This is a genomic window from Acidithiobacillus thiooxidans ATCC 19377 (assembly GCF_009662475.1).
GTDB classification, from domain to species: Bacteria; Pseudomonadota; Gammaproteobacteria; order Acidithiobacillales; family Acidithiobacillaceae; genus Acidithiobacillus; species Acidithiobacillus thiooxidans.
The window spans coordinates 1,164,843-1,188,807 of the sequence record NZ_CP045571.1; the positions used below are offsets into that span (position 1 = coordinate 1,164,843).

Here is a 23,965-nt window from a genome sequence, read left to right on the forward strand (position 1 = left end):
TCAGTTGTGAAAAATCACATGCGCCTGATCCGAAGTGGTGCACAATTTGCCGTTCAGGTTTTTGGTGGACCTTTAGTCAAACATCATCGGCCTTCAGTGGATGTGCTGTTTCGTTCGGTGGCTCAGGTAGCTGGCCGGAATGCCTGGGGCGTGATCATGACCGGAATGGGAGATGACGGTGCCCAGGGATTGCTGGAGATGCATCAGGCGGGAGCGCGCACCATTGCCCAGAATGAATCCAGTTGCGTGGTTTTCGGGATGCCCAAGGAAGCGATAAAACTCGGTGGGGTTGATGAAGTGGTAGCCCTGACCCATATTGCCAGCCGCTTGCCGCGATCCATAGAAGAGGCGCGCTGATGATAACAACTTCTCAGGGCTTGGCTGATGAAAATTCCGTCATGCCGGAACCGTTGAAAAAGCTCATACTGATGTCGCGGCGCATTCAAAAACGGCAGCATATTTTTATCCTGTCAATTTTGCTGGTTTTTTCGAGTCTGGTTGGCCTGACGGTTTTCAGCATAGAGAGCTGGCAACAGCACTTGCTGGATCGTTCCCGGCTGCGCACTCAGGAAGCAGCCATGCGCCTGGCCGAAAGCTTTTCCAGCAATCTCGCTGCCATGATTCAGATGCATATGCGTGACTTACAGTTTATGACGAGTTTGCCGACCGGGGAGCTAAGCCCCGATCTGCTGCGTCGTTTTAACAATATGCACCCCTGGCTTTCGGGAGTGGCCTGCCGTTCGGCTGATGCTTCGCATAAATCCCCGCTGGCGGTAGATTATCCGCTGGATTTCAATATGTTGCTATCAGATGGCGTCAATACCTGGAAAGGCGGAGTAGACCGCTCCTTTGTGGACAAGAAGGGGCTGCTGCATATTCCTCTGCGTATTTTTGCGTTATCTGCCCAGCCAACCGGCAAGCATTTTTATAGAATTTGTCAGGCGGACTTGTTTTTTGGCAACCAGCATGCCAGTGCCAGCCCGGAGCATGCGTACATGCTGCTGCTTCTGGACGGTCAACACCATGTCCTCGCTCAATGGATGAATGGACACTGGCAACAGGCAGGCGATATTCCTGAGGCCTGGGCCACCCATCTGGAGATCCCGGTTCGCAGTACACCGTGGACGATGCAGGTGCGCTGGGATTCTCAACCACTCCCTGATCTTCAGCATTTACTGGATCGTCTGGATATCTGGACAGTATTGCTACTAGCTGCTGAATCTGGACTGGCTTTGGTCGCCTTGATCTGGATGTATCGGCGTTTTGTGGAAAGCCGTTATCAGCGGGCGCATCAAGCCTTACATGAAATGGTAAATGAGGCGCAAGATGTTGATGAAATCTATCAGGGCCTGGTGCAGCTTAGTGTGTTAGGTACAGGGGCGTTAGCGGCCTATGTGGCTGTGCCTGATGAAAAACAGGGCATTTTATCCGTGGTGGCGGCTTCGGCCCGTAAACCAGGGCTTGCTGGGACGCTCCGGCATCTTCCCCTGAGTCTCGATCCGGAGAATTTACCTTGGGGGCAACTCCTGCCCTCTCTGGCGTATCGTCTACAATGCCGGGTGACTCCGCGAACCCCTCATATTTCCGGCATGATGACCAAGGCGATGGTTGCTTATCCACAATTGCGGGGTTTTCGGGAGGTTATCGCCTGGCCGGTCATGGCGGCAAGATCGCCTTTTCCAGTAGCCATTTTTGTGCTGGAAATAACCCGTCTGACCCGCTGGCTTTTTGGCCGAAGTTTAATTGTGCATTGGGAATCCTTGTTGCACGATCTCGAAAGCTATAAGGAAAAAATACAAGCGATAAAAGAGAAGGAGCGCCTGCTGCAGACGGATGCATTAACCGGATTACCGAACCGGTCCCATTTTACCACGCTCGTTACAAATAGTCTGAACACTGTCAGTGAAGCTCAGTCATTATTTGGTTTGGCCTTGCTGGATATGGATATGTTTAATGAGATCAATACTTCTTTCAGTTCACTGGAAGCGGATCAATGTTTACAGGAAATTGCCTGTCAATTACAGGGAGTGCTGCCCCAAACTGATGATATCCTGGCGCGTGTCGGTGGTGATGAGTTCGGGCTTTTCATTAAATTAAACGATGCAGATCACGCTATTTCAATCGGAGAAGAGATTCTGAAAGCTGTTCAGAATTCGGCACGCAAAATATTGGACTCGACTTTATCTACGTCTATTGGCTGGGCGATGTTTCCGGCAGATGGACAAGATGTTTATACGCTGATAGCCCAGGCCGATGAAGCGCTGGCCGAAGCCAAGCGCCAGGGCGGAAATGCTTTTAAGTTTTTTGCAGGAGAAGTCTCTCGCCGTGCGAAGCAAAGACTGTGGGTACGACGGGATTTTCCATGTGCTTTGCAGAAGGGGGATGTACATTTTTTCCTGCAGCCCAAAGCCGATATGCTGAAAGGCTGTTTGACCGGCGTGGAAATGCTGGCGCGCTGGTGTCCAGCACATGCTCACTGGATTGGACCCGGCAAATTTATGCCTTATGTCGAAGAAAATGCCCACCTGGTTAGAATGTTAGGCTGTTGGGCCCTGGAAGAAGCCGCGCGCTTAGGCAAGCGCATGCGCTCAGAAGGTCTGGAGTTGCAGATTTCGCTGAATATAGGGGCCAAACATTTTCTTGATCCCGCATTTATGCAGGATATTGAACAGTTGTGTCCTGATGGTAAGGGTTTTACCTTGGAAATTACCGAAACAGCTTCTGTTATCGGGCGTAAATCTGCGCGTCCAGTTATGGAATGGTGCCAAATGCGCGGATTCAAGTTATCCATGGATGATTTTGGGACCGGATACTCTTCACTGCTTTCTGTTGCCCGTTTACGCTTCGATGAGTTGAAGCTGGATCAGAGTTTTATTCGGGCATTCCGTGAGGATATCGCCAGTTTTGGTGTGGCGGGAGCCAGTCACCTGCTCAGCCAGCTGACGGACTGCGATTTGGTTGCAGAGGGTATATCCACTCCAGATGAGCTTCATTTGTGGCTACAACTTGGTGGTCGCTATATTCAGGGATACCTTCTTTCTCCTCCGCTGCCGGAAAATGCCTTTTTTACCTGGCGAGATTGCCTGATTCCGCCGGTGCTCCGTTCGGTACGAACGGTAGGTCTTCAGGATATGGCTGGTCTCTGGCAGGAAATTCATGCATAGCTCAGAACTGACGACAGCTATCATGGGTGCTGATAAGATAATGCATATTCTGGATCAGAGCGGGTTTTTATGACGGAACAAATTCATGACATGCGTCGCCATCTGTTTTCCGAACGTTTTCGTGTTACCGCCTCGGTAAAAGCGTCAGGTATCCTGGAAAATGTATGGCGGGAACATATTTTCTGTACCTTGTGGCTGGATGACCAGTCTCAGAGTTATAACACACTGTTGCTGAACATAAAGTCGGAAAGTGAATTACACATTGATGTGCCTTTGAATTTTCCGAAACAGATTGAAGCTGGCTTGCAAGTCACGGTACTTTCCCGGGTAGATGGGGTGATCAGTGGTTTTCGGAGCCAAATATTGCGTCAAGAAGAATCTGACATTGTTCTGCATTATCCCGATGCGATTTATCAGTTACAGCGTCGTCAGCTTTTTCGGGTACCTCCCACCGTACAGGATCCCGATGAGGTGGAAATTTATCGTCAGGGTGCCTTGATGGTTTCTGGACGTATGCAGGATATCAGTGCCGGAGGAATCCGGATTATGAGTCGCTGTCCCAAGGATCTGCCTTTTCAGCCCAGCGAAATTTTATCTCAGTTGGTATTTAAAATTCGCGATAGTGATCCTTTGCACATGCCGGCAGTTATTCGTTTCGTGGACAATCATGTTGCGGGTGCTACCGGCGTCATTCTGGGTGTGGAGTTTCAAAATCCACCAGCCGCTGATCAGGAAAAAGTGGCCCAATATGTGCAAACCCGTGATCGGGAAATATTGAGGATGCTGGGTATTGGACTGCGCAGTTCAGGAAAACAGCAACCTTCTTCTTGGGGCGGTAAAATAAAAAGCTGGTGGAAAAGCTGACGGTTGAGATGCCTGAAGAAATGCGCGCATGAATTCCACGACTCTGGAAACGGCATACACGATCAGAGTGGTGGAAACAGCTCTGAATCATGCCACGGCAATATCGCTATCTCATAGCCTGCTGCCGGGAAATACGCTGAGTGCAAAAGTCTTACAATCGGGCGATCAGCAAACCATGCTTGCGGTAGCCGGAAAGACGCTGGCCTTTGAATTGCCGGGCCACTGGTCAGCAGGGCAGGAAGTACAGTTGACCTACCTGGGTGGCAGTAATAATCCCAAGTTTTTGCTGATGAGTCATTTGGCAGCAGTGCGTAGTGACCAGGTGGCTTTATCGGATACTGCGCAGTCCTTACGCGATCTGGTCCAGACCGGGAAACCGGCTGCGCAAATCGTTCATACTGCGGCTATGTTGGCGCCGAATGAGACGTCTCCGGCCAATATTGCGAATTTTTTACAGAGCAGCTTGCAGCAGAGTGGTATTTTTTACGAAAGCCATCTGGCCGCGTGGAATCAGGGTCAATGGACTACACAAAACTTGTTGGCCGAACCACAAAATGCGGGCAGACCCATGACTGACACCGCAGCCCATTCCATCCATAATCCTGTCCTGACTTCCACTCAAAAGGGCGCAACCGAATTAGCACCAGCGAATGAAAATGCGTCGCGAGCCACATTGTCATCTCTTCCTTTTTCTGCAGGTGACACCAGCAAGGCCCCAAATCAAGGGGCTGCAACTTATGCACAAATTGCCGACTTGAATAAATCGGGCGCGTTATTTTTATCCAGCAACGCAAATGCCGCTTCCATGCAGATTTTGGGTCAACAAATCCAGGTGTTGAATCAGCAGCAATTTGTCTGGGCGGGGCCTCTTTGGCCGGGTCAGAACGTGAGCTGGTTGGTGAGGCGTCGTGATGGAGATGGTGAAGAGCCTTCTCAAGCGGGTGAAGATGTTCCCTCCCGGCGCTGGGATAGTACCCTGATTCTGGATCTGCCCAAGCTTGGGCACGTGGAAGCCCGTCTGCAACTAGACAAATCTACCTTGCATCTAGTTCTCACTGCAGATCAGGCCGCTTTACTACGGGCGCACGGAGGCGAGCTGACCCAATCCTTGCAGAATTTGGGTCTACAGGTTTCGACGCAGCAGATTCGTCAGGTGGATGATTCCGTACATGGATAAACCTAAAAGTGCAGTGGCTCTGCGTTATCAGGCAGAAGATGCAGCACCTACTCTGATTGCCAAGGGGCAGGGTCTGGTAGCTGAGCAAATTATTGCCAGAGCGCGAGAGGCCGGTATATTTGTCCATGAGTCCAAGGAGCTGGTTAGTCTGCTCATGCAGCTGGACCTGGATCAACAAATACCACCTCAGCTCTATCAGGCTGTAGCCGAGGTGTTGGCCTGGGTTTATAAAATTGAGCGTGGCATGTAATTCGTTTTATTGTTAAAGTCGTCCAGCAAAAAATAAAGACATCAAGGATAGTCATGTCGCATCAGGTGTTTCGCAACCTTTCCAGTCGTTTTACGGGAGTAAAACCTATCCGTCTGGCGCGCTTCAGCTTGATGATCGGGGTCTGTCTGGGCCTCGCGGCCTGCATGGATGAAAACACTTCCTATGCGGTGAAGCCCATCCACGAGACTCTGCCTGCCCCCGTTGTGGCGCGTAAGGCACCCGCCCCGCAGAAATCCGAACGTTATCTGGATCAGATGGCGATTATTGATGCGCATAAGGACTTTTCCGAATCACCCGATCCGGGCTATGTATTGGATGCTCGTTCGGTGCTGCGTTTTCCTAAAACTTATCCAGTCGGCGTCATTATCATTGGTGACAGTATTTTGACCGGCTGGTCGGGATATTTTGCGCATGTGTTTCCCAATGCGCTTATCAGTGGGCGGGTGGGTAGACAGTTTTCCAGCGCGCTGCCCATCTGGAAGACCATGCAACAAACCGGGATGACCCAAGGGGTTGGTGATGTCGTCATCGAATTGGGTACGAATGGTGAAGTGTATCCTGAGGACATGCAGCAACTACTCAAAATGCTTGGCCACCGCCAGGTATTTCTGGTGATGCCGGAAATGCCCCGATCTTGGGAACATGAAGTACAACAGCTTTATCTGCAAACCGCCGCCACACACCCGAATGTGCATCTGGTACGTTGGGATCTGCTCAGCAAAAATCATCCGCAATATTTCTGGACGGACCTGGTTCATCCCAATTGGCAGGGAATTCAGGTCATGGTACATGCCATTGCTCGTGATATTAAAAAAACTGAAGACAAAAACTAATCCATAAAATTTTGCGGGATGACGGTATGCTCTATCTGGATTATCTGAAATTTCTCGCCATGGTCGGCGTCATTGGGTTTCATGTGCATGAAACCATTACTTTTGGCAGCGCATGGTTTTCTGGTGGTTATCTGGGTGTTGATGTATTTCTCTTTGTTTCCGGATACTTAATAGAGAGATCCATGCGCCATGCGCCGGATGCTGGCTTTCTGAACAGTGTGCGCACTTTCTTCAGAAGACGCCTTTCTCGTATTGTCATTCCCATGCTGGTGGTAACCTGGGTAGTTACTCTGTTTGGTTATTACTTTCATCTGACCAGTTGGCAACCAGCTGTTTATTCATCGCTTTTTGTCTATAACTTTTATCTGATATTTCATCATATACCTTATTTTCAGACCTTTGCGATGCCGCACCCCTTTATTGGAATGTGGTTTATTTCATTATTGGTGCAGTTGTATGTTTTGCATTTTTTGCTGCGTAAAATAATTCGCAACCAGTATTTTTATTTTGTGCTGATGTTGCTATTGCTGATGGTTACGGCCGGGGGAGCATGCTGGTTGGGTGTACATCATCAGCTTAATGCTGCTTATGTTTTACCTTGGCATGGTTTTTCCTATATTGCCGGGATTCTGGGTTTCATGGTTCTGAGTGGTCGTGAGGCTAAAAAAATTCCCGTCGTTTTTGATCTGCTGGTGGTCATGGCAGTGCTGGGTATTATTGTCCTGTTACTGCTGGCTCCTTATCAGAATTATGTCATATATTCTTTACCAGTATTATTGCTTACTGCAATTTATATTTATGCTGCGGAACGATCTACTGTCTTTGCACAGATGAAATGGCAGTTGGGTGGGGCTTTGGGAGAGATGTCATACTCCTTGTATTTATGGAATGTTCCAGTTATTTCTTTCCTCTATTATTTTTATCATGGCGCGACTGATTACGTTTTAGTGATACTTTCTGTGTTGATTATCCTGTTGTTGTCGGTGCTTACCTATGCCTTGGTTGAAGTCAGTATACAGAATGCTTTTGGCAAGAAAGCGCGGCATCATTTTTCCCTGCAAACAGCTTTTACTGTGGCTTTGATTCTGGGTTTGGGCATTGCCGGTTGGTACGATTCGGTGGTGGTTAATCAGCAATTTATTCATGAACGCGAAAAAAATCTCCATCTGCTGTTATACAAGCATTACCAGGCGCTCAAAATTGCCCAGTTGCAGAAGCAGTTACTGGCAATCCGTCAATCAGGTAATGCGGTCCTGGCGGAACCGGCGGGAAATGCCCTCAGTGCCAGAGGCGCAACGTCTGCGCCGGCGGCTGGCTCCATGACCTGGCAGCCCAATCCACAACCGGGGTATCTCTATAACGGACAGGAAATCCGCCAAAATCGTGCCTATCCAGACAAACAGGTATTGGTTGTTACGGATTCCATTCTTCTGGGATGGTCAGGCTTTGTGATTCATCAGGTTCCCAATGCCATACTGGACGGTAAAGTGGGTCGACAGTTTTCGCGGGCCCCATCCGTCCTGCAGGCAGAGTTGACGCAACCTCAAAATGCAGATATTCGTTATATTGTCCTGGAGCTGGGCAGTAATGGCGATGTCTTTACCCAGGATCTGGATCGGGTCATGCGCGAAGCCGGAAATCGCAAAGTCATGCTGATTATTCCCAATGTTCCCAGAGTCTGGGAAAACGAAGTTAAAGCACAGTATCTCCGCGCCAAGGCACAATATCCCAATGTTTATTTGTTGCATTGGAATCGTATCAGCCATGATCAATATAATTACTTTGATCCTGATCAGGTCCACTTGACCTGGGACGGTGCCCAGGCCCTGGTGAATGCAATGCTTGGAAAGTTGTACACCATGGGTTATCAACAACCTCAGCCGGTTGCTCATGCGCAGTCTGTTCAATCAGGTCAAGCGCATCTGGTTGCCACCAAGCCACTTAAATTCAGTACAGCAAGTACGCAGTCGGCGACGGCTCCCGCGCGCTCAGTCTCAGTTCAACCTCAGACCCAATCTCCGCTACCTACCACCCGCATCAAATCCTTTACCATCGCGCCGCTGAGCACCGCGTCTACGGCATCTGTCTTTAGCAATGCGGTGCCGGTACAAAGGCAAAACACTGATGCTTCGGGCCTTGACGGTTTCCAAAATTAATTCGGCCATTTTCAGCATGAATTGTTCGTAGAAAGCAACTCTTCCGCTTCCTGACAAATGCCCCGACGTTCGAGCAGGCTTCCGGGAATGTGACCACCGGCCTGCCGCCAGAGTACGGCAGCGCGAATACCGCTGAGCAGGAGCGTGCGGATACGGGCGGCATCGTCAGCGTCACTTAAATAGCGGCTGTCACCGCTGACGATAATACGCGGGCGCAAGGTGCCGATAGCTTCCGTGTAGGTTTGCGCCAGACCGGCAATGACGCTGCTCTGCAGTGGGTCACCAAAATGCTGGATTTGCCGCTGGGCCTGCTGAATACCTTCATGCACGCGCTGGGTAGCGCTTTGATTTTTTAACAGGCGTTTACTCAGGCTGCTCATCGCCATGGCGTAGCGCAGCAGTTCGGCTTCCTGGGCATTGGCGGGGCCGCGTTGCAGGAGCGGGCAGAGCAGGGCCAGTGCCTGTCGTAAACTCTGGATGTCTCCCAATGCCTGACGGGTGCTGGCACTGTCCAGGGACAGAATACTGTGAATACAGGTGGCCAATAGTGGCCCCGGTTGTTCACCATTGCGGGCAATGTTCTGTACCAGCAGGGCGCTACGGATAATACCGGCCAACGCCAAAGTACGATCACGGCGGCGGTCTGCTTTGGGAATCAGAAAACCCCACATGTAAATCTGCCTTTATTATTTGAAAAAATCATTTATTGTGATTGCCCGTTGAGCATTTCATCCAGCGTGCCAGTAAGTTTTTTGCTTTGGGTTTCCGTTAATTGTCTACCCCTTTCATTGAGAATAAAAAAGGTATCTTCAACCCGCTCACCAAATGTAGACACCTTGGCGCCATGAATATTCAGCTGTAAGGTGCGTAATACCTCACCCACCCGATAAAGCAGTCCAAGATGATCGGCCGCACGCACTTCAAGCAGGGTATAGCGGGAGAGGGCGTGGTTATCCACACGGATTTCTGCGGGACGCTGGGCGAAAAAGCGATGGCGTGGGTCGCGGTGGCGCAGACCAAAATGTGGTTTGCTTTCGGTTTCTCCTTCGATAATGCCGCGCAGCCGCGCTGCCAGATCCTGGTCGGCCTGCTCGGTTCGCGCAAAGGCGTGACTGTTGTCAATGACCAGGAAGGTGTCAATGGCTCGACCATCTTCACTGGTATCAATGCGCGCGTCGATGATGTTGAGGGCCTGGCGATCCAGGGCGCCGGTAATTTGCTGAAACAGACCGGGGCGGTCAGGACCATAAATCAGGATTTCGCTGCCCTCAGGCTGGTGGGCGCGCACAGCTACCAGGGTTTTACGACTTTTATGAGCGAGAATCTGTTGAATGTGCCACAGCAGTTCATTTTCGCTGTAACGTGAAAAATAGGCTCCCGATAAATGCTGCCAGAATACCCTGGCGCGGATTTGCTCTTCCTGCGTCAGGCATTGCAACGCGTTTTCCTGACGATCCCGGACAATGTGCGGCAGGTCTTGACGGCTGCGATCTTCCTGCTGCAATTCGGTAGCCGTAGCGCGATACAAGGTGCTGAGCAACAAGCCTTTCCAGTCGTTCCAGAGGTCCGGGTTGGTGGCACGCATGTCTGCTACGGTCAGTAACAGCAAGTAGGCCAGATGCCGTTCATCGCCGACCATTCTGGCAAAATCCTGGATGACCTGAGGATCTTCCAGGTCACGGCGTTGGGAGACCGTACTCATCTGCAGGTGCTGCTCCACCAGCCAGATCATCAGTTCCGTGTCTCTGGCGGACAGCTGCAGGCGTCGGGCAAAACGCCGTACTTCCTGTGCACCAATTTGGGAATGATCGCCGCCCCGGCCCTTGCCGATATCATGAAATAACCCGGCCAGAACCAGCAGTTCCGGCTTATCCACTTGTGCCCAGGCCTGTTTGAGTACGGACATCCGGGTTTCTTCCTGCTTATGAAGCAGTCCAATATTCCGCAGCAGAAACAGAGTGTGCTGATCGACGGTATAGACGTGAAACAGATCATGCTGAATACGGCCGGTAATGCGTTCAAAAGCGGGAATCAGCCGCCCGAGGATGCCACATTGGTGCATGATTTTCAGGCTGTCATAAGCGCCATCTGCTTGCGCCAGCAGCGCCAGGAATTCATTTCTGGCGATGGGATCCTGTTCAAGATTGCGGGGCTGGATTTTACTGCGCAACTTATAAAGCGCGCGTTGGGTCAATGCGTCCAGAGAAATGCTCTGCGGGTTTTCGGCCAGCTCGCGAAACAGGCGTAATATTTTCTGCAATAATTGCGGATTGTCTGCCTGGGGAAGGGGCACTGTGTTCCGCACAGGTTGTGCTGAATCTTCGCCCAGGCTGCCCTGATCAGCCAGGTATAGGGCAATATTTTCCTGAGCAATGGCAGCAATGCGCATAATGTCGGCAAAAGCGCGATAAAGCTTTTGCATGAGCTGTTCAACCGGACTGCGGCCGGGACGCTCCTGGTAACCCAGTACCTCGGCGAGTTGGCGTTGCTGCTCCAGACGCAAGCGGTCTTCATGGCGGCCGCTGGCATAGTGCAGGGTGATGCGCAGGCGCGTCAGAAAAGACTGAGCCCGGAGAAGTTGCCGATATTCTTCCGGGGTGACCAGGTTTTTCTGGCGCAGGCACAGCAGGCTGCTGTCTCCGAAAATGCTACCAGTCAGCCATTGCAGCTGATGAATATCGCGAAGCCCGCCGGGACCCTCTTTCAGGTTGGGTTCCAGATGAAAAGCCGTATCGCTACAGCGGGCGTGGCGGTTTTCCTGTTCGGCGAGTTTGGCAGCAAAAAAAACTTCCGGTTTCCAGGGCGGATTGGCGCGGAGGGTTTCTTTCAGTTGCGCCAATAATTCCCGCGATCCGTAAAGATAACGGGCTTCCAGAAACGTGCTGGCAATGCTGAGATCTTCTCGCGCCTTTTCCAGACATTCCTGAACCGACCGCACACTGGAGCCTACTTCCATTTGCAAATTCCACAGCGCCGTCAGAAAAAAATGAATGAATTGCTCTTCGTCTTCCGAAAGTGCGGGTGGAGTGAGAATCAGCAGGTCAAGGTCCGAGCCGGGAAACAGGGCCCCGCGCCCATAACCTCCTACGGCAATCAGGCTGAGTCTGGTTACGCTCTGTTCATGCTCTGCTGCAGTCTGACGCCAGATTTTGCGCAAGGATTTGTCCAGTAGAGCACAGTGCTGGCGCAAGAGCGAGCGACTACTCTGCCGTGGAGAGAAACGGCTCCGTAAAACAGACCGTTCCTGACGCAGGGTTTCCGGTACGCCTGACAGGTTCTCGCCTGCCATCAATTCGGGCATGTTCAGATGGGATCGCCGGGGAGTTGGGTCAATACCTCGTAGCTGTCGTCGGTGACCAGAATGGTATGTTCCCATTGCGCCGAGGCACTGTGATCCTTGGTGACAATGGTCCAGCCGTCGGGTAAAGCCTTGATGTGACGTTTGCCGGCATTGATCATGGGTTCAATGGTAAACGTCATCCCTGCCACCAACTCCACGCCTTCGCCGGGGTTGCCGTAATGCAGCACCTGTGGTTCATCGTGAAATACCCGGCCGATGCCATGCCCGCAGAATTCCCGCACCACCGAGCAGTGCTGGGCTTCAGCATAGATCTGAATTGCATGGCCGACATCGCCCAGGGTGGCGCCCGGTCGGACTTGCTCAATGCCCCGCACCATGGCCTCGTGGGCAACTTCCATTACTCTTCTGGAACGCAAGGGCACTTCGCCAACCGTAAACATTTTACTGCTATCGCCGTGGTAGCCATCCTTGATGACCGTCACATCAATGTTCAGCATATCTCCATCTTTTAAAACCCGGTCGCCAGGAATACCGTGGCAGATGACGTGGTTGAGGGAAATACAGACCGATTTGGGGAAGGGTGGATATTCCGGACTGGGCTGATAATTCAGCGGGGCAGGAATTCCCTGTAAATCGTTGACAATATAATCGTGACAAATCCGGTCCAATTCTCCGGTAGTGATTCCGGCTTTGACATGAGGCCGAATCATGTTGAGCACCATGGCGGTCAAATGCCCGGCAGTACGCATTTTTACGACTTCTTCAGGGGTTTTGATGTTGCCCTGAGGGGGATTTTTTCGACGTTGTAACATGAGATTCTCCTGGGGCGACTCAAAGCGGCTAAAAAAGTAGCTGCTCTGCCGCATCAATGACTATTTTATCAGGACTGACCCGGGTTCGGTAGGCCAGTACTTCCACACCCGCCCTGCGCGCTTCCCGGAGCGCCTGTCCATAAGCCGGGTCCACTTGGTCGGCCGGGGCAAAACCCTGACCATCTTCGCGGCCAATCAAAAAAAACATGACGGCGCGTCCACCGTTGGCTACGACCTCGCGGAGTGCATGCAGGTGGCGCAGGGCGCGGGTGCTGACCGCATCGGGAAAACGGATGACGCCATCAGGATCGAGCAGGGTGCAGGATTTGACTTCGACATAGCAGGGTGGACGCTGGGGATTCTGCAAGAGGATATCTACCCGTTCATGGCTGCCATAGGGCACTTCGCGCCGCAGTTCGTCATAATTCTGCAGGGCGGGAATCTGCCCGTTGACAATGGCTTCGGCCACAATGTGATTGGGGCGCTGGGTATTGATGCATACCCAGCTGCTGCCACTCCAGTAAAGCTCCCAGGTCCAGGTCAGTTTGCGTTTGATGTTGTCACTGTGGGAAATGAGAATGGCTTGCCCGGGTTCTGCGCAACTGCGCATGCTTCCCGAGTTGGGGCAATGTATGGTGATTTGCTCGCCGGTTTCGAGTTCGCAGTCCGCCAGGAAACGTTTGTAGCGACGAATCAGGGTGGCGGGGACCAGTTCCGGTAAATTCATCGTTGTGCCGACAGCCGTCCTGACGGCGCAGGCCAAAGTCGCAGAAAAGCCTCCAGAACAACTATCGGGTCAATATTCATAGGGGCAGCGTAACGCTTGTAGCCGGTGGATGCCAGAATGGTGTCTTGCCCCGTGCCTCCGCCAGCGCCCAGTTGCGCCACTGTTCAGCGGATGCGCCGTGGAGTTCGGCGGGGGTGTCCCAACCCAGCAGGCCCAGGGTTGTTTCCCAGCCTTGTCCGGGGCTTCCTGTCCAGGCCGGGCTCTGACTGCTTTTGGAAAGCTTGCTGCCATCGGCATTGCAGAGGAGTGGCAGGTGCCCATATTCTGTCCGGGGCAGGTGCAGGAGGCTTTGCAAATAGCGCTGGACTCCAGTAAACGTGCGTAAGTCGCCTCCACGGATGACCTCGCTCACGCCCTGTGCGCCGTCATCGACCACGCAAGCCAGTAGATAAGCAAAATAATTATCGGCGCGGAGCAGAACTGGATCTCCCTGTTCGGGAGGCGTGTTCTGAAGGCCGTGAAAACGATCTTTCCAGACGGGAAACTGTTGGGGAACGCGCAGTCGCCAGGAGCGTGCTGTTCGACCTGCTGCCAGTCCATGGCGGCAGGTGCCGGGATAATTGCCGCCGTGCTGGCGGATTTCTTGTCGCGTACAGGCGCAGGGGTAGGCATCACCTTCCTTTATCAAATGGTCCAAGGCTTGTTGATAATAATCATGACGTTGAGACTGCCAGCAGATTGGGCCATCCCAATCAAGGCCGAGTGCTTCCAGCTGACGCAAAATCGTGTCCGCAGCTCCGGGCCGCACCCGGTCCCCGTCCACATCTTCCATACGCAGCAGCCAAAGCCCACTCTGACTGCGCGCGCTGAGATAGCTGCCAATGGCTGCAATCAGCGAACCGGCATGCAGGGGACCACTGGGGGAGGGCGCAAAGCGCCCCACGACCGGCTTTTTCCGGGCCTGTGCTTGGGGCATTATTGGTGGCGAAAGACTGGACATGGCTTGATGAATGCGCGCTGATTCCAAAAGGTGTAAAACATTTCCGTTGACTATGGTTTATTTCGGTTTGCTGTACAATCAGGCCGGTACTTGGAGATCAGACCCGGCATCATGAAAGTGCTGCTTAGGCGTGGACCAGTTTAAAAACGGAGCATTCATGGCGGTTGGAGAATTTGCACTCATTGAGCAGTTGCAAGGCAGGCTGGGTGGCGGCGGGAAGGGGGTGCTCCTGGGAATGGGAGATGATGCAGCTTGGCTGGATCCGGCGGGACAGTCGCTGGTGACCAGCATGGATACACTGGTTGCTGGCCGCCATTTTTTCGCCGATGTGGATCCTGCCGATCTGGGCTGGAAAGCCCTGGCCGTGAATCTCAGCGATCTGGCCGCCATGGGGGCGCAGCCGCGTTGGTGCCTGCTCAGTCTGGCTTTGCCGATGCGTGCGGAAGGCTATTCGCCCTGGTTGGAAGCATTTGCCGAGGGTTGGCATACTCTGGCTGAGAGCACTGGCGTGGCGCTGGTCGGTGGAGACACGGTCGCAACAGATGGTCCGCTGACTTTGACTGTTACCGTATTGGGCGTAGCGGAGCAGGGTATCATGCGGCGCGATGCCGCCCGTCCCGGTGATCTGATCTGGGTGACCGGGACACTGGGAGATGCGGCAGCCGCCCTGGATCTGGCTTTTGTGGCACGTGGCCTGCCGGGCTATGATTTTGCCGGTCCGGCGACGCAGGCCCAAGCACTGGAAGCCCGGCGCTTGCGTCCGCTCCCGCGCCTGGACTTCGGCCGGGCGGCACAGGCTGCCGGAGTGGCCTGCGCTCTGGACTGTTCTGATGGTTTTCTGGCTGATCTCGATCATATCCTCAAGGCCTCCGGGCTGCGGGCCCGGGTTGATCTTGAGCATCTGCCCCTTAGTCCGGCTTTGCGTGATTGCATTGATCAGGACTTGGTACGCTGGCAACGCTGGCCTCTGACTGGTGGAGATGATTATGAACTGATTTTTTGTGCGCCACCGTCGCTGACCCCGGCATTGCTGAATATCGCGCATAGCTGTGCTCTGCCAATAACCGCAGTGGGGCAGATTTTGCCAGCAGACTCGCAACCCACTGAGTCTGTAGATATTTACTGGCAGGAGCGGCCTTTGGCACTGCCGGGCATACGGGGTCACCAACATGTTTTCTAGGCCCTGGTATCACTGGCTGGCTTTTGGTGGAGGCAGTGGCCTATCGCCCATTCTGCCGGGAACCATGGGTACCATTGCGGCTGTTCCTTTTTACTTGCTGCTGGTTTTACTGCTGCACAATCTGTGGATATATGCTGCTGTCCTTTTGCTCATGATCGCTGTGGGTCCCCGGCTTTGTGGTCAGACTGCCGAAGACCTGCGTCACGGTGCAGCCGGCAAGCGTGCCCTTGACCCACCCGCCATTGTCTGGGATGAATGGGTGGGTCTGTTGATGACCCTGTACTGGATACCGTTCAGTTGGGCAGCCTTGGGCATCGGTTTTTTGCTGTTCCGTTTTTTCGATATGCTCAAACCCTGGCCCATTTCCTGGTTGGATCGACATATTCATGGTGGAACGGGCATTATGCTGGATGACATGGCGGCAGCGATTCCGGCTTGGCTGATTTTACAGGGGCTGCGAGCGATGGGTTGGTTATGAACAGCGGCGAATTACTGCATATTTTTTTGCCCATGCGGCCAGCGGTGTTGCCCGATGCTCAGCGCCTGGAAGCCTGGGCCTTAAGGAGTGGAGTGCGTGCGCGCATCGAGCTGACCGCTGTCCTGCCCGATATAGAGGGCGCGGCACTGGGCATCGGCGCTTTTGCCAACGCCGCTGCCTGGAAAGTCATTCCGCAGCGTGCCTTGGTCCCGGCTGGCGACTGGCAGGGTCTGCGCGATTGGGCTGAGCATTATTTACCACCTTGTCCACAAAGTTTCAGTCACTTTAGCGATCAGAGTCAGGGCACAGAAATTTTACCCGGTGAATTCTGGCTTCAGGAAAAAACATCGGACGCTTTTGATTTGTCCATGGCGCCACCAGAATGGGCACTGTTGCAACATTGCTCCAAAGCAGGTGGGCCGCGTTTGGCCCTGGCCGAATCCTGCACCGGTGGCGGCCTCGCAGCCCGGATTACCGCTTTATCGGGATCATCGGCGCTTTTGCAGCACGGTATAGTGACATATAGCAATACTGCCAAGCGCCACTTTCTTGGTGTACAGGCAAAAACCCTGATGCGCTATGGGGCGGTATCCGAAGAGACGGCTCTGGAAATGCTCAATGGTCTCCTGCGCGAAGCCGATCTGGGCGTGGCGATTACGGGTATCGCCGGTCCGGGCGGGGCGGTGCCGGGCAAGCCGGTTGGCACGGTCTGTATTGCCTGGGGACAGCGCAATGGTCAACAACAGGTTCGTACCTGCCATTTTCGCGGTGATCGCTGGAACGTACAGTATGCATCCGGATCGTTGGCATTGGGTGGTCTGCTGGGTTTGCTGTGTGGATGAAAGTTTTATCCCGGGCGTCTTTGCCCATTCCGGTTGCTCAGGTAGAATGCCCGGAAATATAGATTGGATAACCCGGGTCGGTCGATGCCCGGATGCCCGGAGCAGGCCGCTGCAAAAACGGGTTATGCCCGAGTGGAATACTCTTCTCAATTCAGAAAAGGACAACATGATGGATGATCAACGCAGCAAGGCCCTCTCGGCCGCTTTGTCCCAGATTGACAAGCAGTTTGGAAAAGGTGCAGTGATGCGCCTGGGTGACCACAACGCCATCAAGGACATTGCCGTTTACTCCACCGGCTCCTTGGGTCTGGATTTGGCTTTGGGGGTTGGCGGTCTGCCAAGAGGTCGGGTGGTTGAAATTTATGGACCCGAATCTTCCGGTAAAACCACACTGACCCTGCATGCCATTGCCAGTTGTCAGCAAGCTGGAGGCACTGCCGCTTTTATTGATGCCGAACATGCTCTGGATCCCGGCTATGCCCACAAGCTTGGGGTTGATCTCGAAAATCTGCTGGTTTCCCAGCCGGATACCGGCGAACAGGCCCTGGAAATCGCCGACATGCTGGTGCGTTCCGGCGCCGTGGACCTGATTGTGGTGGACTCGGTAGCTGCCCTGACGCCCAAGGCGGAAATTGAAGGCGATATGGGCGACTCGCACGTTGGCCTCCAGGCGCGTTTGATGAGTCAGGCCCTGCGCAAGCTCACCGCCAATATTTCCCGAACCAATACTCTGGTGATTTTCATCAATCAGATCCGCATGAAGATCGGGGTCATGTATGGCAGTCCGGAAACCACGACCGGTGGGAATGCCCTGAAGTTCTATGCTTCCGTACGCCTCGATATTCGCCGGATTGGTGCCATCAAAAAAGGTGACGAGGTCATGGGCAATGATACCCGGGTCAAAGTCGTCAAAAACAAGGTGGCTCCGCCTTTTCGCGAAGCCGAGTTTGCCATTTATTACGGGGAGGGTATTTCCCGTCTTTCGGAGTTGGTGGACCTGGGTGTCAAGTTTGAAATTGTTGAAAAAAGCGGAGCCTGGTACTCCTATCAGGGCGAACGCATTGGTCAGGGTAAGGATAATGCCCGCCAATATCTCAAGGAGCACCAGGAATTGGCCACGAGAATCGAGCAACAGGTCCGTGCTGCTGCGGCCGGTAATCCGCTGGCCTTTACGGATGATGTGGTGGAGCCTGCGGCAGTCGAATAATTGGCCGGTCGTTCTCCTGTCGATCCCATGACCGTTGCCCTGCGCCTGCTGGCGCGCAGGGAGTACAGTCGCAAGGAGTTGCAGGACAAACTGCTGCACGCGGGCTTTGATAACTTGCAGGTACATATGGTCCTCGACAGCCTCAAGGCATCCGGTTATCAGGATGACCAGCGTTACTTGGAAATGTTGACCCGCACCCGGCTGCGCCAGGGACATGGTCCCTTACGCCTGCGTCAGGATTTACAGCGGGCAGGGGTTGATGTTAAAGAGCAGGATGCTGCGGCAGTGCAAAGTGTCAACTGGCAGGTACAGGCGCAGGCCGCCTACCGCAAGCGCTTTGGCGATACGGCACCCGAAGATGCCCGTGAATATGCGCGACGCGCACGGTTTTTGGCGGGAAGGGGATTTTTGCCCGAACAGATACGACGCGTACTGGCGGATCCGGGCAAAAATGCGGATGATTTTAACGACTAGATTTTTTATGGATGACGGAAGACCGATGCAAGCGCAAGCCATTCGCCAAGCTTTTCTGGATTATTTTGTGGAACAGGGTCATCAGATTGTGCCCTCCAGTTCGCTGATTCCCCGCAATGATCCGACCTTACTGTTTACCAATGCCGGTATGGTTCCTTTCAAGGACGTGTTCCTGGGTCTGGAGCAACGTCCCTACCAGCGCGCTGTTTCTTCCCAGCGCTGCATGCGGGCGGGCGGAAAACATAATGACCTGGAAAACGTGGGTTATACGGCTCGCCATCATACCTTTTTCGAAATGCTCGGCAATTTTTCCTTCGGGGATTATTTCAAGCGCGAAGTCATTGGCTTCGCTTGGCGATTTCTGACAGAAAAACTGAGGCTTCCGGCGGCTAAGCTCTGGATTACGGTTTATGAAGAAGACGACGAAGCCGCTCAGATCTGGATCAATGAAATGGGTATTGATCCAGCGCGCATTTCCCGTTGTGGCGCGAAAGACAATTTCTGGAGTATGGGAGATACCGGTCCTTGCGGTCCTTGCTCGGAAATTTTTTATGACCACGGCCCGGATGTTCCGGGAGGCCCTCCCGGTAGCCCTGAAGAAGACGGGGATCGTTATATTGAAATCTGGAATCTGGTTTTCATGCAGTACGACCGCGACAGCAGTGGGAAACTGACCCCGCTCCCCAAACCTTCCGTGGATACCGGCATGGGTCTGGAACGTCTCGCGGCCGTTCTGCAGGGTGTCCACAATAATTACGACACGGATCTATTCAAGCCCTTGATTGCGGCAGCGGCCGCAATTTCCGGCACAACCTATGGTCAGGATGCCACAACGGATACCAGTCTGCGGGTACTCGCCGATCATATTCGTGCCTGCAGTTTTCTGATTACGGACGGTGTACTGCCGGCTAATGAAGGGCGAGGTTATGTTCTGCGGCGCATCATTCGGCGGGCGGTCCGGCATGGTCGCAAGTTGGGCATGGAAAACGTGTTTTTTCATAAACTGGTTGCGCCACTGGTACGCGAAATGGGGACGGCCTTTCCTGAACTGGCTCAGGCACAGCGTGATGTAGAACGTGCTTTGGAGCGTGAGGAAACCCGTTTCCGGGAAACTTTGGAACGTGGCCTGAGTCTGCTGGAAGACGCCATTTCCGGATTGCCCGCTGATGCGGCCATCCCTGGTGAGATTATCTTCCGATTGGCCGATACCTATGGTTTCCCTGTCGATTTAACTGCCGACATCGCCCGCGAAAGAAACCTGCGCATGGACATGGAAGGCTATGAAGTAGCCATGAGTGAACAGCGTAATCGTTCCCGCGCCGCCTGGAGCGGCAGTGGCGAAGTCAAAACCGAGCGGATTTATCACGACCTCGCCATGCGTCTTGCCGCTACTCAATTTACGGGTTATTCCCAATGTGTGGGTGAGGGAAAAGTGCTGGCGCTGTTGCGTGATGGCGAAGAAGTAGCTTTTCTTGACGCCGGGGACAAGGGCATCGTGATTCTCGATCAGACCCCTTTTTATGGAGAATCGGGCGGGCAGTCGGGTGATCGCGGCGAATTACAGTCCGAAAATGCCGTATTTCTGGTGAATGATACCCAAAAGCCCATGGGCAGTTTGCATGTGCATGTGGGTGTGCTGCAGTCGGGTCGCCTCCAGACAGGAGATATCCTGCTGTCCAGCGTGGATGAGTTGGCCCGGCGGGCGACCGCTGCACATCATTCTGCCACCCATCTGCTGCATGCCGCTTTGCGCAACATTCTCGGTTCTCATGTCCAGCAGAAAGGTTCGCTGGTCAATCCGGAGCGGCTGCGCTTTGATTTCAGCCATCCTGAACCCCTGACTTCGGCGCAGTTGCAGGAGATAGAGCGCAGCGTTAATGCGGTGATTCGTGAAAATTACGCTGCTGATACGCAAGTTCTGCCCATTGCCGAAGCCCAGGCTCTGGGCGCCATGGCGCTGTTCGGTGAAAAGTACGGTGATGAAGTCCGCGTCGTGCGCATGGGCGACTTTTCACTGGAACTTTGTGGTGGCACGCATGTGCAGGCGCTCGGGGATATGGGGGTTTTCAAGATTCTCAGCGAAAGTGGCGTAGCGGCGGGTATTCGTCGTATTGAAGCCGTAGCCGGAGCGGCGGCTCTGGAGCTTATCCAGCGCGATGAACAACGTCTGCAGGCCGCAGCCAGCTTGCTCAAAGTGGCACCAGCAGATCTGGATCAGCGTCTGGCTCAGACCCTTGAGCGTCTGCGTCAACTCGAAAAAGAACTGGAAAAAATCAAGCGGGATGAAGCAGCACGGGCTGGCGCAGATCTCGCTGCCCGAAGTGAAGAGGTGGCTGGTGTGCCGGTTCTCATCAGCCGTCTGGAGGGTATGGATGGTAAGGCCTTGCGTGATGCGCTGGATCGTCTGCGCAGTCAGCTTCCCGAAGCCGTGATTGTCCTGGCTGGAGTTGAAGGGGAAAAAGTGGCCTTGATTGCTGCTGTTGCGAAAACCCTGGCTGGCCGGATTCACGCGGGTGATCTGGTGAATGTGGTAGCTTTGCCGCTGGGTGGTAAAGGTGGCGGCCGACCCGACATGGCCCAGGCTGGTGCCGGTAATCCGGCGGCACTGGATGATGCGCTCCAGGCCGCCCGCGATTGGGTCAGAAACAAGCTGGCCTAGTGGTTGCCCTGCCAGGGCTGGCCGTTGCCCTGATTCTGATGTCCACGGTCCGGTTTTGAACCTGGCTGCCCGCGACCCCGCCCCGGACCATTATCGGGACGACCATGTCCGGGGGCTGGACGCTGAATGGGTTGCGGGCGCTGTTGCATCTGCGGACGATGGGGATGCTGAAACTGTGGACCACCGGGACGCCCCGGTTGCGGCCGCTGCTGCGGCCCTGGCATGGGCCTTTCTGCCGGACGGAAATGCCGCCAATGCGGGTCTCGGGAATAGCGGCCAGCATCTCTTTGGACGCGCTGCCAATCGCGATGATTCCAGCGCCGCAATGCGGGCGGCGGAGCCGCTATGGGGCGCCACGGACCACGATAGCCCGGACCCGACCACCAGCGGTTGCCGTAATAATAATAGTAGTTGGAGCCCTGATAAAAAATGGGTTGCGAAGCGCCATAGGCCGCATAAACACCCAGATTGCTCAGCCAGACCATCAAGGGCGGCGCCGTAAGAATGGCTGGGGGGTATCCAGGTGCCGCATACACTGGCTGGGTTCCTACATTGAGTTGTATATCTACGGGGCCAGCAAAGGCCGCACTACTCAATCCCAGTCCCGCCAGCACGGCGCTGGTCAAAAGACTTTTTATCCACAATTTTTTCATGATTATCATCCTCTCCGAAAAATCTTCAAAATGCGACTACATGGTACAGGACAAGATTTTTGCGCTATGCTTTTGCCTGTGAAATACAGATTAAGGTGTGTTGTCCCATGAATCGAGATGTAAAATGTAAATTTTTGTTTATCAGGTTACGGTGATAACCGGTGCCTGAAGTCGCCGAACTGGAAAAACTCCTGCAGAAAGTAGCGCTTGCTGATCAGCAAGCCTTTCGTGATTTTTACGATGCTACGGCTGCGCATCTGTTTCCCGTTGCTTTGCGTATTTTAAGAGAGCAGGGCCGTGCGGCCGATTGTTTACAGGATGCGTTTGTGAAAATCTGGTTAAAGGCGGGAGAATATCAAGCGGGTCGGGGCGCTCCCATGGCTTGGGCAGCGGCAATTGTCCGCTATCAGGCTATTGATGAATTAAGACGGCTTCCGAAAGACCAGCCAGGTTGGGAAGACGAAAACTGGGAGCAGTGGGGGGAACGGGAATTTCCTGCTGACCCCCGGATGGCTTCGGAAAAGCAACTTTTATTGGATTGCCTTGAACAACTTCCCAGCGATCAAAGGCAGGCTATTTCCCAGGCTTTTTATCGCGCAGCCAGTTACGACGAAGTGGCGCGCTTTGCTGGTGAAGCTTTGGGTACGGTCAAAAGCTGGATTCGTCGGGGACTTTTAAGTTTGAGAGACTGTTTGCATCATGAATCTGAATAAGTGGCCAAAGCTTGCGGACCTGCTCGCAGGTTCCTACGTACTGGGAACCTTGCGCGGGCGGGCAAGGCTGCGTTTTGCCCACATGCTGCGCTCTCGTCCCTGGTTGGCTGCTCGGGTGGCAGAGTGGGAGGACACCCTGATGCCTTACAGTCTGCAGGAGCCACCCATCGCGCCCCCGCATTCGGTCTGGCAAGGGGTTGTAGCAGAATTGCCAGCGCGTGCCGTTAACGCAGATATAGCCAGCCATGTTTCCTGGTGGCAGAAACTCGGGCTGTGGCGCGCCATGTCGGCTGGCCTGGCGCTGGCACTGGTTCTTCTGCTGCTCTGGCCAGCACCGCCGCGTATGCCTTATATGGCGGTGTTGAACAATACATCAGGTCAGGCGGTGTGGATGCTGCGGGCCAATGATCATCACATGGCCTTGGTGACCATGCGCAGCATGTCTTTGCCTGCCGATAAATCCTTGCAGCTCTGGGCCATTGTTCCGGGTAAAAAGCCCATATCCATGGGGTTATTGCCGACCCATCCAGGACGCACACCGATATTGATCACTCCAGACCATCTGGATATGCGCTCGGTTGCCCTGATTGCGGTGACCATGGAGCCAGAAGGCGGTTCGCCAACGGGCCAGCCGACCACGGCCATATTATACAAGGCAGATATTTTATCGACGCATTTAAGTAGTTGAGTCTGTAATAATCATCTTGTTGCATCCAAGCATGGAGCGAATGCGTATTTAGTTGGGGATGGCAATATTGCTGTCACGTACTCAGGAGAACGTCATGAAAGAAATGGAAAATCAAGGTTTGGATCGTCGGGATTTTTTCAAAAAAAGTGCATTGTTCGGGTTGGGACTGGCTGCGGTCGGTAGTTTAACCATGCCCGCTTTGGCAGAAGCGGCGGCCATGCCCAAAGGCCCGAAGCATGATTTATATTTGCTGAACTTTGCCCTGAATGCGGAACATCAGGCCATTGCTGCTTATCAGGTCGGGGCCGAAAGCAAGCTGCTGGACCCGGCATTGCTTAAAGTAGCTCTGTCATTTCAGGCAGATCATGAAGCCCATGCGGCTATTCTTGCCGAAACCATCAAAAAGCTGGGTGGGACTCCGGTTACTCCGAAAGTCTCTCTGAAAGCGCCGATGACCGAATTGGCCAGTAAGTGGGGATTTCCTCTGGATAAGCTGAAAAACCAGAATGATGTTCTGCATTTTGCGGCCGGTCTGGAGGTTGGTGCTGCCAAGGCCTATCTGGGAACGGTGCCTGAGTTCAGTAATCCGGAACTGGCCCATGCAGCAGCCAATATTGAAGGAGATGAAGCCATGCATTTTGCGGTGTTGCGTAGTGCCCTGGGAGAATTCCCGGTGCCAGCAGCTTTCATCTCCGCCATGCCCAGTTAACGTTTCATAACTTTATCGCAGCAGCCTGCATCCCTTGCCTAGTGATGCAGGTTTTTT

Annotated in this window: 22 protein-coding genes; 16 read left to right on the top strand and 6 right to left on the bottom strand. The window is 53.7% G+C overall.

The window, feature by feature from the left end; genetic code table 11:
* Nucleotides 1-18 precede the first annotated feature (18 nt).
* The 7 genes from GCD22_RS06055 to GCD22_RS06085 all read left to right on the top strand — a co-directional run bounded on the left by GCD22_RS06055 (nt 19) and on the right by GCD22_RS06085 (nt 8,465).
* Entirely contained in the window at nt 19-357 is a 339-nt protein-coding gene (locus tag GCD22_RS06055; RefSeq protein WP_051690459.1) for a chemotaxis protein CheB, read from the top strand.
* Nucleotides 357-3,164, top strand: a complete 2,808-nt coding sequence (locus tag GCD22_RS06060; protein ID WP_031569729.1) for a putative bifunctional diguanylate cyclase/phosphodiesterase — start codon at nt 357-359, stop codon at nt 3,162-3,164. Before GCD22_RS06055 ends, GCD22_RS06060 begins: the two co-directional genes overlap by 1 nt.
* Before the next feature lie 69 nt (nt 3,165-3,233).
* The gene (locus GCD22_RS06065; protein WP_031569727.1) at nt 3,234-4,028 is read left to right on the top strand and encodes a flagellar brake protein; all 795 of its coding nucleotides are present in this window, start codon (nt 3,234-3,236) and stop codon (nt 4,026-4,028) included.
* A gap of 28 nt (nt 4,029-4,056) precedes the next feature.
* Complete coding sequence (fliK, locus tag GCD22_RS06070; RefSeq protein ID WP_031569725.1) at nt 4,057-5,205, top strand: flagellar hook-length control protein FliK; 1,149 nt, start codon at nt 4,057-4,059, stop codon at nt 5,203-5,205.
* Nucleotides 5,198-5,455 (top strand): EscU/YscU/HrcU family type III secretion system export apparatus switch protein, encoded by a 258-nt coding sequence (locus tag GCD22_RS06075; protein ID WP_010639902.1) that lies wholly within the window; start codon nt 5,198-5,200, stop codon nt 5,453-5,455. Before fliK ends, GCD22_RS06075 begins: the two co-directional genes overlap by 8 nt.
* 53 nt (nt 5,456-5,508) lie before the next feature.
* Nucleotides 5,509-6,309 carry an SGNH/GDSL hydrolase family protein gene (locus tag GCD22_RS06080; protein ID WP_031569723.1) on the top strand — a complete coding sequence of 267 codons (801 nt, stop codon included), beginning with the start codon at nt 5,509-5,511 and terminating at the stop codon, nt 6,307-6,309.
* Between the two features lie 26 nt (nt 6,310-6,335).
* On the top strand, nt 6,336-8,465 hold the full coding sequence (locus tag GCD22_RS06085) for an acyltransferase family protein (protein ID WP_031569721.1): 2,130 nt from the start codon (nt 6,336-6,338) through the stop codon (nt 8,463-8,465).
* An 11-nt stretch (nt 8,466-8,476) separates the two neighbouring features.
* Here GCD22_RS06085 and hflD read toward each other — a convergent pair whose 3' ends face one another.
* The 5 genes from hflD to gluQRS form a co-directional block, all read right to left on the bottom strand.
* Nucleotides 8,477-9,136, bottom strand: coding sequence for a high frequency lysogenization protein HflD (gene hflD / locus GCD22_RS06090; protein ID WP_031569719.1), 660 nt, complete (start codon nt 9,134-9,136; stop codon nt 8,477-8,479).
* 32 nt (nt 9,137-9,168) lie between these two features.
* Entirely contained in the window at nt 9,169-11,766 is a 2,598-nt protein-coding gene (gene glnD / locus GCD22_RS06095; protein ID WP_031569717.1) for a [protein-PII] uridylyltransferase, read from the bottom strand.
* A gap of 2 nt (nt 11,767-11,768) precedes the next feature.
* Entirely contained in the window at nt 11,769-12,578 is an 810-nt protein-coding gene (map, locus tag GCD22_RS06100) for a type I methionyl aminopeptidase (protein WP_010639892.1), read from the bottom strand.
* A 28-nt stretch (nt 12,579-12,606) separates the two neighbouring features.
* Complete coding sequence (gene sfsA, locus GCD22_RS06105) at nt 12,607-13,305, bottom strand: DNA/RNA nuclease SfsA (protein ID WP_153940904.1); 699 nt, start codon at nt 13,303-13,305, stop codon at nt 12,607-12,609.
* Between the two features lie 76 nt (nt 13,306-13,381).
* Nucleotides 13,382-14,332 carry a tRNA glutamyl-Q(34) synthetase GluQRS gene (gene gluQRS / locus GCD22_RS06110; protein ID WP_031569713.1) on the bottom strand — a complete coding sequence of 317 codons (951 nt, stop codon included), beginning with the start codon at nt 14,330-14,332 and terminating at the stop codon, nt 13,382-13,384.
* 130 nt (nt 14,333-14,462) lie between these two features.
* Here gluQRS and thiL point away from each other — a divergent pair, with 130 nt between their 5' ends.
* The 6 genes from thiL to alaS all read left to right on the top strand — a co-directional run bounded on the left by thiL (nt 14,463) and on the right by alaS (nt 21,145).
* Nucleotides 14,463-15,485: a thiamine-phosphate kinase gene (gene thiL, locus GCD22_RS06115; protein WP_031569711.1), complete on the top strand. Its 1,023-nt coding sequence runs from the start codon at nt 14,463-14,465 to the stop codon at nt 15,483-15,485.
* Nucleotides 15,475-15,963 (top strand): phosphatidylglycerophosphatase A family protein, encoded by a 489-nt coding sequence (locus GCD22_RS06120; RefSeq protein ID WP_010639881.1) that lies wholly within the window; start codon nt 15,475-15,477, stop codon nt 15,961-15,963. Before thiL ends, GCD22_RS06120 begins: the two co-directional genes overlap by 11 nt.
* The gene (locus GCD22_RS06125; protein WP_031569709.1) at nt 15,960-16,805 is read left to right on the top strand and encodes a CinA family protein; all 846 of its coding nucleotides are present in this window, start codon (nt 15,960-15,962) and stop codon (nt 16,803-16,805) included. The genes GCD22_RS06120 and GCD22_RS06125 overlap by 4 nt, the downstream gene beginning before the upstream one ends.
* 169 nt (nt 16,806-16,974) lie before the next feature.
* Nucleotides 16,975-18,012 (top strand): recombinase RecA, encoded by a 1,038-nt coding sequence (recA, locus tag GCD22_RS06130; protein WP_010639879.1) that lies wholly within the window; start codon nt 16,975-16,977, stop codon nt 18,010-18,012.
* Between the two features lie 27 nt (nt 18,013-18,039).
* Entirely contained in the window at nt 18,040-18,486 is a 447-nt protein-coding gene (locus tag GCD22_RS06135; protein WP_031569706.1) for a regulatory protein RecX, read from the top strand.
* Between the two features lie 25 nt (nt 18,487-18,511).
* On the top strand, nt 18,512-21,145 hold the full coding sequence (gene alaS / locus GCD22_RS06140; RefSeq protein WP_153940490.1) for an alanine--tRNA ligase: 2,634 nt from the start codon (nt 18,512-18,514) through the stop codon (nt 21,143-21,145).
* On the opposite strand, the gene GCD22_RS06145 is transcribed toward alaS, so the two are convergent.
* Nucleotides 21,142-21,798: a hypothetical protein gene (locus tag GCD22_RS06145; RefSeq protein ID WP_031569702.1), complete on the bottom strand. Its 657-nt coding sequence runs from the start codon at nt 21,796-21,798 to the stop codon at nt 21,142-21,144. The genes alaS and GCD22_RS06145 overlap by 4 nt on opposite strands.
* A gap of 161 nt (nt 21,799-21,959) precedes the next feature.
* On the opposite strand from GCD22_RS06145, the gene GCD22_RS06150 reads away from it, so the two are divergent.
* From GCD22_RS06150 to GCD22_RS06160, 3 genes are all read left to right on the top strand, one after another.
* Entirely contained in the window at nt 21,960-22,511 is a 552-nt protein-coding gene (locus GCD22_RS06150; RefSeq protein WP_024894450.1) for a sigma-70 family RNA polymerase sigma factor, read from the top strand.
* Entirely contained in the window at nt 22,498-23,199 is a 702-nt protein-coding gene (locus GCD22_RS06155) for an anti-sigma factor (protein ID WP_024894451.1), read from the top strand. The genes GCD22_RS06150 and GCD22_RS06155 overlap by 14 nt, the downstream gene beginning before the upstream one ends.
* A gap of 94 nt (nt 23,200-23,293) precedes the next feature.
* Nucleotides 23,294-23,908 (top strand): ferritin-like domain-containing protein, encoded by a 615-nt coding sequence (locus GCD22_RS06160; RefSeq protein ID WP_010639208.1) that lies wholly within the window; start codon nt 23,294-23,296, stop codon nt 23,906-23,908.
* Nucleotides 23,909-23,965: the final 57 nt, after the last annotated feature.